Source organism: Kitasatospora sp. NPDC005856 (assembly GCF_040629945.1).
In the GTDB taxonomy this organism is placed as follows: Bacteria; Actinomycetota; Actinomycetes; order Streptomycetales; family Streptomycetaceae; genus Kitasatospora.
Window position 1 is genome coordinate 32,280 of the sequence record NZ_JBEXWT010000032.1, and the last position, 13,939, is coordinate 46,218.

Consider the following 13,939-nt stretch of genomic DNA (forward strand, 5'->3'; position numbering starts at 1 on the left):
GAAACGGGTTGGAGTATTCCAGATGGATCGAGCCCACCACAGGTCCCCGGGCACGACCCCGGGAGAGGGAGGACGACATGACCGACACCACCGGTACCACCCGCGGCACCGTCGCCATGACCGGCGCCACCGGCCGACAAGGCGCCGCGACGGCACGGCGGCTGCTGGCCGGCGGCCGGGCGGTGCGCGCACTGGTCCGGGACCCGTCCGCCCCCGCCGCCGTCGCGCTCGCGGAGGCCGGAGCCGAGCTGGTCCGCGCGGACTTCGACGAGCCGTCGGGCCTCGAACCGGCGCTGGCCGGCACCGCCGCGCTGTTCGCCGTACCCCCCGTGGCCTACGGGCCCGACGGCACCGACCACGAGCTGGAGTTCACCCGCGGCCGAGCGCTGGCCGACGCGGCGGCGGACGCAGGGGTCCGCCAGGTGGTGTTCACCAGCGTCGCCTCGACCTCCGGCCCAGCGTTCGCGGCCCCGGGCAAGCGGCGTGTCGAGCAGTACCTGCGCGAGAGGTTCCCGCTGGTGACCGTGCTGCGCCCGGTGCGGTTCATGACCAACTACTTCGGGACCGGCGTCGGCCTCGACGGCATCGTCGACGGCGTCCACCGGCACCTCTTCGCCCCGCACGAGCCGCTGCAGGTCATCGCCCTGGAGGACATCGCCGAGTTCGCGGCCCGTGCTTTCGAGCAGCCGGAGCGGTTCGCCGGGCGGACCCTGGAGCTGGCCGGCGACGACCTCACCCCGGTCGAGGCCGCCGCCGCGATCAGTGCCGCGACGGGCATCCCGGTGCGCTACGAGTGGGTCACCCACGAGGAGGCGGCCGCGCTGAACCCGGAGTTCGCCGAAGTCCGCCGGCAGTGGGCCGCCGGACACCGCTGGCACGCCGACATCGAGGCACTGCGCGTCATCCACCCCGGACTGCGCACCCTGGCCGACTGGCTCGCCGAAACCGGCGCTGCCGCCCTGCGCACCCACCAACTCGGCGCGCAGTAGCGGCCGGCCACGCCCGGAGCGGCCCCCGCGCCCGGCTGCCCCGGACCCGTCGGCCCCTGCTGCCCCGGCCCTGTCGGCCCCGTAGACCGGACGCGCCGACCCGGCGGTCTACCAGGCCACGCAGACCGTGCTCGCCGTCCTCGAACGCCACCCCCGTCTGCCACCGACGTGCTCTGCCCGGGCCCGCGGTGCCAGTGCCGGAACGCGCCGCTGGGGGACCGGGACCAGGACACGCGCCGGGGTGACGCGGCTACCGGACATCACCCGGGGCGACCGGGAGTTCACCCGTGAACCGACGTGTCCCCCGCCTACCCGGCTCGTTGAACGGGACGAGCCCACCGCCCGGTTCCCCGGCCATCCACCCCCGGCGCCGGGGAACCGGGCGGTGGGGCCCCGGGGCGGCCGGAGGCAGGCAGCAGCCCGGCCGCCCCCACCCCGCCGGCTCCGCACGAGCGGGGACGACGTGCTGCGCGCGGCCGCAGAGGGCCTGCCCGACGACGCCGGGCCGGCCGACCGGCGGTCCGTCACCGGCCGCGCCGCCGTCGACACCTTTCAGGTTCTGACCCCGCGCGCTGCATGAGGAAGGCAACTTCGGACCCACGCCGCCTCGAAGAGGGGGCCGGGCGGGGGTTCAGCGGCGCCGCGCCACGTAGGCGGGCGACACCACAGCGATCAGAACTGCCGCCACGCCGACCTGCAGCAGGTGCCGGATCCAGTCGATTCCGCCGGTGTGCCGCACACCGAAGTAGGAGGCCGCGGCGTTGCCGAGTACCGCTCCGACCGCTCCGACAAGGACGGTCAGCCACAGCGGCACGGGCTGACGGCCCGGCAGCACGAGCTTCGCCAGCAGGCCCACCACCAGACCCGCGACCAGGGCCCACAGGATCGTCAGGCGGATCCGGCCCAGCAAGGGGCCAGTTCTCGCCACACCGCATGCACCGCTGAGCTCAGCGATAGAGTGCCGGCCTGTTGCCGACCTCGTCTCCGCCTGGATGCCCTGGCCTCTCGGTTCCGCTGCTGCTTCGGCCGCCGAGGTTCTCGACGGACCCGTCGAGGTGCCGGAAGCCTCGTGGGTGACCTCACGATGGCGGCTTTCGGGCTCCGTCGCAGTCTTCGACAGTGAAAGTTGGGGCCGGGAGAGCCCACGTAGGCGCGTACGGATCTGGTCCCGTGACAGTTACGGTCATCGCCAGGTCCGAGAAGCCTTCGGGTGCGCGTGAGCGAGCTATCGGTGCACCGGGATGCGGGTGGCCGGAGGTTCAGTCGGTCTCGAATCGGACCGGGCACCTACGCAGGGAAAGGTTCTCACCCTGCACGACCTCCAAGGCCTTCCGGAGCTCCGCGACTTCTTCCTGAAGCCCAAGAGCTGAAGCCCCGTCGCGGTCACCACCGTTGCAGTACTAGCCGCCGCAGGTCACGTCCTTCGCGGGCAGCCGGCCCGTGGTCAGGTAGCGGGTGACGTCGGCGTCCGCGCAGGACGGGCCGGCCACCACCACGCCGTGGCCCTCGCCGCCGGCCACCGTGACCATCCGCGCACCGTGCAGCGCCCGGCGCATGCCCTGCGCCATGGCGAGCGTGGCCCGCAGGTCCCACTGGTTCTGCACGATCAGCGCGCCGACGCCGTTGTTCACCACGGTGGCCGCCTCGCGGGGCGCCGACTTCCAGAAGGCGCAGGGCTGGATGCCGGCCCCCAGGTCGCCGGCCAGCGGGTAGGCGGCCCGGTCGCGGATCGCGTCCCGGCGGTACTGCTCGGGGTCGCGCGGCCAGTCGCGGGCGTCGCCGCAGAACAGGGCCCACGTGGCGGCGGTCTGGTTGTTCTCCTGCTCCTCCGTGCCGGAGGGCACGGGCGCGGCCGGCGCGGCCGGTCCGCCCTCGGAGGCGGTCTTCAACGCGGCGATCCAGGGGGTGACGGTGGCGACGTAGGAGAAACCGGTGTACCCGGTGCGGATGTCTCCGCCGCTCAGCGCCCCGTTCGTGGTCGGGACGGGTGTGCGGTCGGCACGGGCGACGAGGTCCCAGTACGTCTTCCGGACCTCGGCGGGGGTGGCGCCCAGCCCGTACGCGGCGTGGCGTGCGGCGGCCCACTCCGTCCACCGGGTGAAGGCGGGTTCGGCCCCCGCCGCGGCGCCGCGGAGCGTGCCCCGCCAGGCGAGCGCCGGGTCGAGCGCGCTGTCGAGCACGAAGCGGTCGGAGCGCTGGGGGAACATCTGGGTGTAGACGGAGCCCAGGTAGGTGCCGTACGAGTACCCGAAGTAGGAGATCCTCCGTTCCCCCAGAGCCGCCCGGACGACGTCCATGTCCCGCGCGGTGTTGCGGGTGGTGATGTGCGGCAGTACGTCCCCCGCCTTGGCCCAGCACTTGTCGGCCACCGTCCGGGCCCGGTCCACGTCCCGGGCGAAGGTGGCCGCCGTGTAGGGGTGCGGGTTGCTCCGTTCGTCGGCCGTCAGGTCGCAGGTGATCGGCGAACTCCGGCCGACCCCGCGCGGGTCGAACCCGACGAGGTCGAACCGCTCCCGCACCTCCGGCGCCAGCAGGGGCTCCATTTCCACCGGCAGGGTCAGCCCCTGCACCCCCGGCCCGCCCGGGTTCATCAGCAGCACGCCGTGGCGCGCCTTCGCGTTGTCCGCCTTGATCCGCGAGACCGCGACGCCGATCCTCCGGCTCCCGGGGTCGGCGTAGTCCAACGGCACCTGGACGGTGGCGCACTCGAACGCGGCCGGCTGCCCCGCGTCGCAGCGCTCCCAGCGGAGCCGCTGCTGCGCGTACCCCTGGAGCGGGTCCTGCGCCGCGGACGCCGTCGCGGGGGTGAGCGCCGCGATCGCGGCCGTCACGGCACCGACCGTCAGCGCGGGAATCGTTCGTCCGTCTCGCAGAACCATGCCAGTCCTCCGTGCAGAATCGTGTCTCGGGATCGCCTCCAGTCTCCGTTCCGCTCCCGGCCGCACCCGTACGGCGCCGGGATGGGCTCATGATCCAACTTGCGGCGTACGGCGGGGCGCTGACGTACGGCCCAAGGCCCATTTCCGGTCTTCCACCGTTCGAGCTGAACCGCGCACCGGCCTCCCGCCGTTGCCCCCGGAGCGCGCCGGTCAGCCGGCGGGCCATCCGGCGGGCCATCCGGCAGGAAGGGGTTGATGAGCTCGGCGGGGACAGGTTGTTGTCCGGGCCGGGGCCGGGGCCGGGGTGGGGTCGGCGTCCGGCTGGCCGGGCGGCCGTGGCGGCGGGCCGGGGGTTCGCCGACGGCTCTGCCGGTCAACGGCCTTGGGCGGTCTGCGGCGTTCCGGTGGGGGTGGCGGTGCGGCCGTGCTCGGAGGCGGCGAAGGCCCGGTCGACGAGCGGGCGCGCGGCCTTCCACTGGAGTGCGCGCATCGCCAGCGCGTTGAGCCGGATCCCCAGTGCGGACCTCGGGGCCGCGGACGCCACCCGGCCGGGCGGGAGTTGCTGCGCCGAGGTGGCCCTGGGACGCATCGTCCGTTCGAAGGCGGCCAGCGCGGCGGGCACCCGGGCGGTGTCGCCGGGTGCTCCGGCGGCTCGGAGCGCGTGGGCCAACTCGGCGGCGCCGCGCAGGGCGAGGGCGGTGCCCAGGCCGCTGAGCGGGCTCGCGCACCAGGCGCTGTCGCCGAGCAGGACGATCCGGCCGGTGTGCCAGCACGGCACGTGCACCTGGTCGAAGGTGTCCAGGGCGAAGTCGTCGGCCTGCCGGGCGGCGGCCAGGAACTCGGCGGTGCGCCAGCCGACGTCGGCGAACGTCCTTTCCAGCAGGGCGAACCGGGCCTCGCGGTCGTGTCGCGGGGGCAGGGTGTCGGCGGCGAAGGTCAGGCCGATCTCCTGTTCGCCGGGGTGGCCGGGGCGGGCTTCCACGCCTCGGCGGCCGGGCGCGTTGTGGATCAGGAACCAGCCGTCCAGCGTCGGCGTTCCGGGCTGTTCGGTGAGGGTGAACCAGGCGTGCGCCAGGCCGAGGGGCTTGCGGTGGTCCTCCTCCGGCCCGAAGCGCAGGGCGCGGACCTGCGAGTGCGCGCCGTCGGCGCCGACCACGAGGTCGAACTCCTCCTGTGCGCCGCCGCGGAAGCGGGCGAGCACTCCCGTCCCGGTGTCCTCCAGCGCCTCGACGGTTTCGCCGAAGCGGTGCGTCACGCCCGGCCCGGTCGCCTCGTGGAGGATCCGGGCGAGGTCGGTGCGCAGCAGTTCCTCGCGGGAGACGTAGCCGCGTCCGCCGAAGGCCTCCACCGGCATCTCGGCGAGGTGCCGCTCCCGGGCGTCGATCCAGGCGGCGCCGCGCTGGGGCACCAGTCGTGCGAGGGCCTGCGGGAGCAGTCCGGCGCGTTCCAGGACCTCCCGGCTGTCGCCGCGCAGGTCGACGGTCTGGCCGCCGGCGCGCAGGGCCGGCGCGATCTCCGCGACGGTGACCGTCCAGCCGTCCCGTTCCATGAGCAGCGCGAGGGTGTCACCCGCGATGCCGGCGCCGACGACGAGTACGTGTGCCATGGGGTCCTCCGGTTCGACCTCGGTCAGGGTCCTCCGCATCACTGATGCGAAGGATTCGCATTTAACGTAGACCCGGCGCCCGGGCTAATGCAAGAGTTTCGCGATAGCATGGGGTGATGGCACAGGCATCAGGAACAACCCGACCCGGCGGCCGCACCGCCCGCACCCGCGAGGCCGTACGCGCGGCCACCCGCGAGCTGCTGGCCGAATCCGCCGACGGCACCGTCGACATCGCGGAGGTGGCCGCCCGATCCGGCGTCCACCTGGCCACCGTCTACCGGCGCTGGCGCACCGCCGACGGCCTGATCATCGACGCGGTCGTGGACGACCTGGCCAGCCGCTCGCCGCTGCCCGCCACCGGCGACCTGCGGGCCGACCTGCAGACCTGGATCACCGGCCTGCTCACCGACCTGACCCGCCCCGGCGACCTGGCGTTCTCCCGGGCCCTGCTGCGGGCCGGCGGCGAGGGACGGGACGCGCTGGAGTTCGCCGAGCCCCGGATCCGTCAGATCCAGGCCACCCTGGACGCCGCCGGCGTCACCGTGCTGACCTGGGTGGACCTCTTCGAACTGGTCCTGGCCCCGGCCTACGTGCGGGCGCTGCTGTCCGCGCCGATGGACCCGGCGGTCGACGCCGTCCGACTGGTCGACAACGTGCTGGCCGTCCGGTCCGCGCGCGAGCGGGCGGCGGGCGGCTGACCGGATCCCTTCTCGTGGCTCAGCGGGCGGACCGGACGACGGTACCCGCGATGCGGAGCCCGGTCCGGAGGACGGTGGCGGTCTTCCGGCAGCGGGCGGCCAGGCTCTGCCGGTTGGGATGGACGGGGCAGGCAAGGTAGCGGCGCACGTCAGCACTCGAGGGGACCGGGCCTGTACTGACCGTACTCATCAGGGCGACGGCCTGACCGAACCTCACCCTCGGGCGTAGGCCGCTGACCTGCGCAGGTCAGTTTCCCGCCCCGTCCTTCTCCGGACCGCGGTGTGTCCCAGAGACATCAGGGCGCAGTGGGTGCGCCTCGGTAATCACCGTCCCTGGCACCTCTGTTGCCGACCGGTGGGAGCGGCCTGAGCCGCTCCCACTCCTCCTTCGTCGGACTCCGTCGGATCACCCCGCCCCATGCCCAGGACAGCGGCACCGGAGGAGCCGCCGGGGGCGGGTCACTCGCAGGCGACGCCGTCGCCGTCGCGGTCGAGCGCGGCGCGGTAGCCGGGCTCACCACGGTGCAGCGGGGCCGCGCCGGCGGCCTTCGCCGCGCTGCAGTTGGCGTAGTACGGAGCGGCGCCGCCACCCCCGCCGGAGGACGAGCTCGACCCGCCGCTGGAGGAGGTGCCCCCGCTGCTGCCGCCCGTCGACCCGCCGGAAGAGCTGCTGCCACCGGTCGATCCGCCGGAGGAACCGTGTCCGGGACGGGTCTCGCAGGCGGTGCCGTCGCCGTCGGAGTCCAGGCCCGCGCGGTAGCCGGCGTCTCCCCGGTGCAGCGGGGCCGCGCCGCCCGCCCACGCGGCCTCGCAGTCCGCGAAGTACACGTCAGCCTTCGGTGGGGCGGCCTCCGAAGGAGCGGACGGCGGTGCCGGCACGGGTGCCTGTGTCGGCGTGGGAGTCGGGGTCGCGGTGGCCGTGGCGGTCGGGTTCGGAGCTGCGGTCGCGGTGCTCGGCGAAGCCGAAGCCGAGGTGGAGGGGGAGGGGGAGGAGGCGGTTGCCGTGGCCGCGGCGACCGGATGGGCGGTGTCCGGCTTCTTCGGGTCGGCCAGCACGCCCGCGAACCAGATCAGGCAGTAGAGGCCGCCGACCACGCTGACGGCCACCTTCGCCGGACGCCGCCACGGCGAGGTCCGCAGCAGGATCAGGCCCACCGGCGGCAGGAAGACGAGGGCGAGGACGATCACCGCGGGGCGACGCCACCACGGGCGGGCGCCCGCAGACGCGGGTGAAGGCGAAGGGAAGGGGCTGGTCATCGGTGAATCAAATCATCGTCATCTGTGCGTGTTGTACCAGAATTCATCACGTTTCAACTACATCCGCGGCCCCCCGTCCGGAGTAATAAGGTGCAGGAGTGATCGAACTGGTGATCTTCGACTGTGACGGCGTGCTGATCGACAGCGAGCCGATCGGCGTCGAGGTGGACAAGGTGGCGATGGCGGCGCTCGGGCTGCCGATGAGCGAGCAGGAGATCGTGGAGCGGTTCGTCGGGCTGTCACAGGGTGCGAAGACGGCGGCGCTGGAGGAGTTGCTCGGGCGGGAGCTGCCCGCCGACTGGTGGGAGGAGTACCGGCCGCTGCACACCCGGCTGACCGAGGAGCGGCTGGGCCCGGTGGACGGAATCGTCGAGGCGCTGGAGCGGATCGACCTGCCCGGGTGCGTGGCCTCCAACAGCAGTCATCGCTGGCTGCGGCGGGGGCTGGGCCTGACCGGGCTGTACGAGCGGTTCGCCGGGCGGATCTTCAGCGGCGCGGAGGACGTGCCACGCGGAAAGCCCGCGCCGGACCTGTTCCTGCACGCGGCCCGCACGCTGGGCGCCGACCCGGCCCGCTGCGTGGTGGTGGAGGACAGCCCCCACGGCCTGAGCGCGGCGAACGCGGCCGGCATCCCCGCCTTCGGCTACACCGGCGGCGTCAACTCCGCCGACCGCCTGGCCGGCCCGGGCCGGGTCCTGTTCGGCGACATGCGCGAACTGCCCGGCCTGCTCACCGCGCACGCCCGCTGACGCCCGGGGCTCGGGAACGCACCCGCGCCACCGGCCGTGAGGGCGTGGTGCCGCAGGTCTCGCGGTGGTCCTGGGCGAAGCGGCCGAAATTGGTGAAGCCCCAGCGGAGGGCGACGTCGGTGACGGTCCCGGTGCGTTCGCCGCAGGCGATGGCGACCAGATGAAGATTCCCGCGATGTGGAGTCGGTTTGGACGACGACAGCGGTCTTCTCATAGCGGGTGGCCAGGCCGGCCCTTGCGCCTGCGGTTGGCCATCCGGTCCGAGGGCTGAGGAATCACCACCCCGCTCCACCTCTCGGCGGGTGCGCCCGGACCCGGTCCGGACGCACCCGACCATGCATGTCCTGGCCCGTGTCGCCCGACTACGCCGAAGCCTCGGCCCCTGCACTGGGGGCGAACCCGCTCCCGTGTTCGGCGAACACCCTGATCGCGGCGCCCAGGAACTCCACCATCCCGGGGTGGTAGGAATCGTGGAACGCCCTCATGGCCTCGTCCTCGGCGTAGAAGAGCGACATGCCGACGTAAGCCTCCCTGGAGGGGGTGTAGAACCGGCTGACGATGTCGAAGTGCCTGCGGACGAGCTCCTGGACCTGCCGGTCCCCGGGCAGGGAGCCGCCGTCCAGGAGAGCCGTGATCTCCCGGTACAGGACGTCCCAGTCCTGGTGGACCCGCTCCCTGTCCACATGTTCCCAGTCGTTGGTCCCGGCAAGGCTCTTCGCCTGCTCCTCGGCCAACGACCGGCGACACTCGCCCTCGTAACTGTTCCCCACGGCACCGGTTCCCATCGTTCGTCACCTCTCCGGTGGATCCCCGAGAGGCCGCCGACATGTCGACATCGACCGGCAGCCGATGATCAACTGCCGGTCCAGGCCGAACGGTGACACACAGCCACCGGGTCGGCAAACCATTTCTCCTCGGTCGCGGCGCACCGCCCGGCACGTCCGACAATTCCGCACCTCACTGGCAGAGCGATGGCAGCGGCTCAGGCACCGTTCGGCAGGGCGGTGGGCACGTGCGGACGCCGGGAGGGCGCACCAGGACACGCCGGCACCACCGGCCGGCATCTCCGCGACCGCCGGGTTCTCCTCGGCGGCCGGCCGCAGATCCGTCACCGCCGAGCACACCCCGCAGGCCGCTGTGCCGACCAGGACCACCAGCAGCCGCGGGAAGGAGCGCCGGCGCCGCTCCCACGCCCGCCCCGACCCAGTCCTCGCCCGCCTGCTCCCACACCCGGGCGCATCCGCCTGTGCCGCCACCTGGCCCGCGGCGCCTTCACCACCAGCGAACTCGCCCAGATCCACGGCCTGACCGCCCCGGAGATCTCCCGGCACCTGCGCCTCCTGAAGAAGGCGGGCCTGGTCACCACTCAGCGCCGCGGACGCTACGCGCTGCACCAGCTGGACGTCACCGTCGTCGCCCGGCTGGGCAGCGACTTCCTGGAGGGCGTCCTCCGCTGACCGGACCGGCGGGCCCACCGGCCCGCCACCGACGGGCCACCGCCGCACCTGCATGCGACCCGCACCCGAGTACAGAGAGGGACACCCTCCTCCGCCGGCCGGGGGCCGCCCCCGGGCACCCGCCCCCGGGCACCCGCCCCCGGGCCGTCCGCGGGGGGACCTGATCGCCCCCTCCATCGTGGACGTGTCGATGCCCTGCTCGATCACGTGCAGCCCGATGCCGCACTCGCGCAGGTCAGCGCCGAGCGCCACCAGGCAGGTGGAGCACGGAGCGGGAGAGCCGGTCGAGCCGCCGTCGTCTGCCGACACCGAAGATCGGTCTGGTGCATGACCGGATCAGCCTGGGGTGTTCGGCGGTTGCTCAACTGTTCGTGTGTCGAGCGGGTGCCGCCTGTGGTGTTGGTGCCTGCACCGGGCGTGAGGCGGTCGTGTCGTCTCCTTCCTGGTGCGACGGACGCCGGGGCAGCCGCGACGCGGGAAGCAGGCCGAGAGCGGCGACTGCGGCCAGGACCAGCAGAGTGGAGCTCATGGTCGAAGCAGCCGTGCCGGTTGCGCTGGCCGCGACGGCGATGCCGAAGGTCGGCCCGATGTTCACGGCGGTCTGCTTGAGCCCGCCGACGACCCCGGCGTACCCGGGCGGCGCGTCACCGACGACGGTCCCGGTGGCGGTGACCATCACGGTGGCGAACCCGGCACCGATGGCGGCAAAGGCTGCGGCCATGGCCATCCATGTGCTGGCGGGACCGAGCCGGGACAGCCCCGCGATGCCGACCACGACGAGGACCGTACCGGCGATCGCGGTGCGGCGCGCACCGTACCGGCGCAGTGCGGCGACCGCGGCGGGGGAGCCGAGGACCATGAGCACGGTCAGCGGGAGCACGCGCAGACCGCTGGCGAGTGGATCGAGTCGAAGTACGTCCTGGAGGTAGAACGTGACCCTGAACAGCGCGCCGAACAGGCCGGCGGCGATGACCAGCAGGATCGCCATCGACGCCGTCACCGGTACGGACCGCGCCACGGCCGGCGGAACGATCGGATGCGTGCTGCGGCGTTCGTGCCGGGCGAGCACCGTCGCGACGCCGACGACGACGAGGAACTCGAGCAACGTCGGCGCGGCGGTCCACCCCCGCGCGGGTACGTCGGCCAAGGCGTGGACCAGGATCGCGAGCGCGACCGCCAGCAGGCCCGCGCTGGTGAGGTTGAGCCGTGGAGAGTTGCCACGCTGAGGCTCCGGCGTCCGCACGGCGAGAGCGAGGACGGCGATGACGAACGCGAGGGGCACGTTGACCCAGAAGACGGCGCGCCACCCCAGATGAGCCACGAGAACACCACCCAGGAGCGGCCCGGACCCCGCCGCCACCGCGATCGCACTGGTGCGGATGGCGACCGGCTTGCCGAGCCGGTCCGCGGGATACGCCAGCCGTAGCAGCGCGAGCGTCGCAGGTTGCAGGAACGCGGCGAACCCGCCCTGCACCGCGCGCAGGACGATCACCCAGCCGACGGTCGGCGCGAGCGCGATCCCGGCCGAGGCAGCACCGAAACCGAGGACGCCGACCAACAGCAGGCGCGGGTGCCCGTACCGGTCCCCGAGTCGCCCGGCGATCACGAGTAACGCGGCCACGGCGACCAGATAGCCGGTGCTCGTCCACTGGATCTGCGCCACGCTCGCGCCGAGATCACGCTGCATGCCGGGCTGCGCCATGAGCAGGATGGTTCCGTCCAGTGCGACGATCACCGCGCCGGCCACGCTGACCAGAAGTGCGATCTGCCGCTGTGCGGGTGCGGTCATGAGGTCACCGGGCCGAGGTGGGCGTCCAGAACCGCCGTGATGAGCCGGTCGCGTCGGTCGTCGCCGGGGGCGCTGTCCAGCGGTGGGGCGCCGAGGGCGAGTTGCAAGCTGCCCCAGGCCCACAGCTGGGCCATGCCGTGCAGGTTCGACCACAGGGCGGCGGCAGTCACCGCAGGCGGAGGTCCGGCCTCGTTCGGCCCGTCGGCGCGTCGTGCGGCATCCCGCTCCGATCGGCATCGGGCGACAAGTCCGGTGAAGTGCCCGAACAACGGGAGGGTCGACTCGCGCAGCCTCGGTTGGTCCGATGCCTGCGCCGCGCCGTCGAGCAGGTCGTGCCGCCACATGAGCTCGAACATGCCGCGGCGTTCCAGCGCGTACCTGACGTACGCCCGAGCGAGGGCCTCCAGCTGGCCGCGCGGTGTGGTCGCGCCGGCGACCGCGGCCTCGAACATGGCGGCGAGGTCCTCGAAGCCGCGACGGCCGATGGCCGAGAGCAGCGCGTGGTGCGTGGGGAAGTACCGACGAGGCGCCCCGTGCGACACCCCCGCTCGACGGGCAATCTCCCGCAGGCCCACGGACGCTGATCCCTCGGTCAGCACAAGGTCGACCCCGACATCGATCAACCGCTCCCGAAGGGAGCTCTCATCAGTCATAGACAGTGTCTACCAGGGCCTGGTAGACACTGTCTACCAGATCCTGCTGTCGGAGAGCCACGCCAGGGCAACAGCGGCGCTCTGACGCCCCGTCGGGCCCCGGGGCGGCGGTTCGGCCCCCGAACGGCCCGGGGAACGGCCCTTCCCGGGCCTCCTGATGCGGCTCCAGATGCCGGCACCCCCGTCTTCGGCATGGAGAGGCGTCTGTGCAGATCGCAGGGCCGGCCAAGGTGGCCGGAAATTCTGACAACCCGTTCTGCGCACCCCTGATCTCCTGGGGGTGGGTGGTGGCGCCCTGTCGGGTCAGGCCGGCCTGCGACGCCGAAGCCGGCTGCGGCCTGGGCGGGCACTTGCGCGACACTCCGCGCACGAGCGCGTTGGCCGAGAACGTACGGATCGCGCCGGGCCCGAGCCGCGACCGGACCACTGACCCCGAGCCGGGCGGACGGGCCGCGACATCGGCCCGTCCGAGATGATCAACAACCCGGTCAGTTCAGTGATTTGACGCTTACTCACATCTTGTTGGTAATGACGAAGGCGTATGACGCCCCGTCAGCAGGGGCGGGTGCATTGCTGTGAGCATGCATCACGCCCGACGCCCTCGCCGTCCGGCCGGAGCGTCCCCGCAGGCCCGCGGGGACCTCCGGGTCGCACGAGAGCCGGCGATGACCGGATGAGCACTTTCGACCTGTGGACCTGTTCGCACTGCGGCACGGCCTGCCCGGCGGCCGCCGTCCACTGCGCCGCCCGCGGATCCGCGCCGCCGCCCGGGGCGACCGTGCCGGGGCGTCGACCGATCCCGCCGCCGGCCCCGGCAGCACGACCACGTCGGGCGGGTCCGGCGGCGGCACGGCCCACCCGGGGCCGGGCGCGCCCGGCGCGCCGCTCACCCCGCCGAAGTCCCCGGTGACCACCGCCATCGGCGTGATCGCACTCCTCGCCGCCGCCGTCGTCGCGATCAGGGAGGAGGCCGGATGGGCGCGGGCGGGGGAGCGGGTGTGGACCTCGTGTCGCCATGCGCCCGACATCGCCCTGCTGTGTGGCTGTTGCAGGGCCGTCAGCGCGTGCAGCGTCTCGCCGAGCGGGCCCCAGGTCGCCGCGATCCGGGTCTTGGCGAGGTCCTGCGGGGTGAACGTGATGCGTGACGCGCGAGGCTTCTCCCGGGTTCCGTTCGGACGCCCACCTTCCCGGCACCCATGGTCTCCGGTCGCGCACGGCTGCTTCAAGTGGGCCTCACCGCAGGTGTTTTCGGCGACGGCCGAAAGGACTGGGACCGTGCCCGCCGGCACCGTCAGGATGGGTCCCGAGGGCGACGGGCCGGGAACCGCGAGATACAGGTGGTTCCCCCTGGCCGGAAGGTCGCCCGAATCGAGAAACCACCCATGGAGGCGTTCATGCGTATTCGTCGTGCTCTCGTGGCCACCGCTGTCGGTGCCACGCTCGCTCTGGGGGCCGCAGCCGCACCGGCCACCGCCGCCGCGCCCTCCGCCGCCGTCGAGGTCACCTGCGGCAACGTCTACTGGCCTCACACGGACAAGGACAGTGGGTCCGGTACCGTGAAGTCCGGCGGCGCGGCGGTCCACACCGGCCCGTACGGTGCGTGCAACACCGTCGGTACCATCGGCGAAGGGATCAAGGTGGAGTACGACTGCTACTCCGTCAACGGGTACGGCAACAGGTGGACCTGGGTCCGTATGGTCGGCGGCGGAAGCTTCGGCTGGGTGTACGGCGCCTACCTCAGCAACGGTGGTGCCACCGTGCGCTGCTGAGCGCGCTCGGCCCCACCGATCCGCCGAACGCGCAAGGGGCCCGCTGTCCGACCGGACAGCGGGCAGGCGCACGGCATGCTCTGGTGGCGGCGC

Annotated in this window: 10 protein-coding genes and 3 pseudogenes; 5 read left to right on the top strand and 8 right to left on the bottom strand. The window is 73.2% G+C overall.

Annotated elements, in window-relative coordinates:
- The first annotated feature begins 77 nt into the window (after nt 1-77).
- Nucleotides 78-989 carry an NmrA family NAD(P)-binding protein gene (locus ABZ449_RS20540; protein WP_360347580.1) on the top strand — a complete coding sequence of 304 codons (912 nt, stop codon included), beginning with the start codon at nt 78-80 and terminating at the stop codon, nt 987-989.
- Nucleotides 990-1,620: 631 nt separating this feature from the next.
- On the opposite strand, the gene ABZ449_RS20545 is transcribed toward ABZ449_RS20540, so the two are convergent.
- The 3 genes from ABZ449_RS20545 to ABZ449_RS20555 form a co-directional block, all read right to left on the bottom strand.
- Nucleotides 1,621-1,881 (bottom strand): GlsB/YeaQ/YmgE family stress response membrane protein, encoded by a 261-nt coding sequence (locus ABZ449_RS20545; protein WP_360347670.1) that lies wholly within the window; start codon nt 1,879-1,881, stop codon nt 1,621-1,623.
- A 508-nt stretch (nt 1,882-2,389) separates the two neighbouring features.
- Nucleotides 2,390-3,868, bottom strand: coding sequence for an alpha/beta fold hydrolase (locus ABZ449_RS20550; RefSeq protein WP_360347581.1), 1,479 nt, complete (start codon nt 3,866-3,868; stop codon nt 2,390-2,392).
- Nucleotides 3,869-4,241: 373 nt separating this feature from the next.
- Complete coding sequence (locus ABZ449_RS20555; protein WP_360347583.1) at nt 4,242-5,474, bottom strand: FAD-dependent monooxygenase; 1,233 nt, start codon at nt 5,472-5,474, stop codon at nt 4,242-4,244.
- 116 nt (nt 5,475-5,590) lie between these two features.
- On the opposite strand from ABZ449_RS20555, the gene ABZ449_RS20560 reads away from it, so the two are divergent.
- Entirely contained in the window at nt 5,591-6,172 is a 582-nt protein-coding gene (locus ABZ449_RS20560; RefSeq protein WP_360347585.1) for a hypothetical protein, read from the top strand.
- A 459-nt stretch (nt 6,173-6,631) separates the two neighbouring features.
- Here ABZ449_RS20560 and ABZ449_RS20565 read toward each other — a convergent pair.
- Nucleotides 6,632-6,772, bottom strand: a pseudogene (locus tag ABZ449_RS20565) (excalibur calcium-binding domain-containing protein); the annotation flags it as partial.
- A gap of 126 nt (nt 6,773-6,898) precedes the next feature.
- Nucleotides 6,899-7,429, bottom strand: a pseudogene (locus ABZ449_RS20570) (excalibur calcium-binding domain-containing protein); the annotation flags it as partial.
- Between the two features lie 98 nt (nt 7,430-7,527).
- Between ABZ449_RS20570 and ABZ449_RS20575 the strand changes: the two are divergent.
- Nucleotides 7,528-8,178 carry an HAD family hydrolase gene (locus ABZ449_RS20575; protein ID WP_360347587.1) on the top strand — a complete coding sequence of 217 codons (651 nt, stop codon included), beginning with the start codon at nt 7,528-7,530 and terminating at the stop codon, nt 8,176-8,178.
- Between the two features lie 362 nt (nt 8,179-8,540).
- On the opposite strand, the gene ABZ449_RS20580 is transcribed toward ABZ449_RS20575, so the two are convergent.
- Nucleotides 8,541-8,963, bottom strand: a complete 423-nt coding sequence (locus ABZ449_RS20580; protein WP_360347589.1) for a TipAS antibiotic-recognition domain-containing protein — start codon at nt 8,961-8,963, stop codon at nt 8,541-8,543.
- Between the two features lie 450 nt (nt 8,964-9,413).
- On the opposite strand from ABZ449_RS20580, the pseudogene ABZ449_RS20585 reads away from it, so the two are divergent.
- A pseudogene (locus tag ABZ449_RS20585) lies at nt 9,414-9,635 on the top strand (metalloregulator ArsR/SmtB family transcription factor); the annotation flags it as partial.
- 361 nt (nt 9,636-9,996) lie between these two features.
- Here the strand turns inward: ABZ449_RS20585 and ABZ449_RS20590 are convergent.
- Entirely contained in the window at nt 9,997-11,424 is a 1,428-nt protein-coding gene (locus tag ABZ449_RS20590) for an MFS transporter (protein ID WP_360347591.1), read from the bottom strand.
- A complete protein-coding gene (locus ABZ449_RS20595) occupies nt 11,421-12,077 on the bottom strand; it encodes a TetR/AcrR family transcriptional regulator (RefSeq protein WP_360347593.1) in 657 nt (218 codons plus the stop codon). The genes ABZ449_RS20590 and ABZ449_RS20595 overlap by 4 nt, the downstream gene beginning before the upstream one ends.
- A 1,394-nt stretch (nt 12,078-13,471) precedes the next feature.
- On the opposite strand from ABZ449_RS20595, the gene ABZ449_RS20600 reads away from it, so the two are divergent.
- A complete protein-coding gene (locus ABZ449_RS20600; RefSeq protein ID WP_360347595.1) occupies nt 13,472-13,846 on the top strand; it encodes an SH3 domain-containing protein in 375 nt (124 codons plus the stop codon).
- Nucleotides 13,847-13,939 lie beyond the last annotated feature (93 nt).

Excerpts from the sequence above, each read along its gene's own strand:
- ABZ449_RS20590 (WP_360347591.1), bottom strand. The coding sequence starts at position 11,424 with ATGACCGCACCCGCACAGCGGCAGATCGCACTTCTGGTCAGCGTGGCC.
- ABZ449_RS20555 (WP_360347583.1), bottom strand. The coding sequence starts at position 5,474 with ATGGCACACGTACTCGTCGTCGGCGCCGGCATCGCGGGTGACACCCTC.
- ABZ449_RS20560 (WP_360347585.1), top strand. The coding sequence starts at position 5,591 with ATGGCACAGGCATCAGGAACAACCCGACCCGGCGGCCGCACCGCCCGC.
- ABZ449_RS20580 (WP_360347589.1), bottom strand. The coding sequence starts at position 8,963 with ATGGGAACCGGTGCCGTGGGGAACAGTTACGAGGGCGAGTGTCGCCGG.
- ABZ449_RS20600 (WP_360347595.1), top strand. The coding sequence starts at position 13,472 with ATGCGTATTCGTCGTGCTCTCGTGGCCACCGCTGTCGGTGCCACGCTC.
- ABZ449_RS20540 (WP_360347580.1), top strand. The coding sequence starts at position 78 with ATGACCGACACCACCGGTACCACCCGCGGCACCGTCGCCATGACCGGC.
- ABZ449_RS20550 (WP_360347581.1), bottom strand. The coding sequence starts at position 3,868 with ATGGTTCTGCGAGACGGACGAACGATTCCCGCGCTGACGGTCGGTGCC.
- ABZ449_RS20595 (WP_360347593.1), bottom strand. The coding sequence starts at position 12,077 with ATGACTGATGAGAGCTCCCTTCGGGAGCGGTTGATCGATGTCGGGGTC.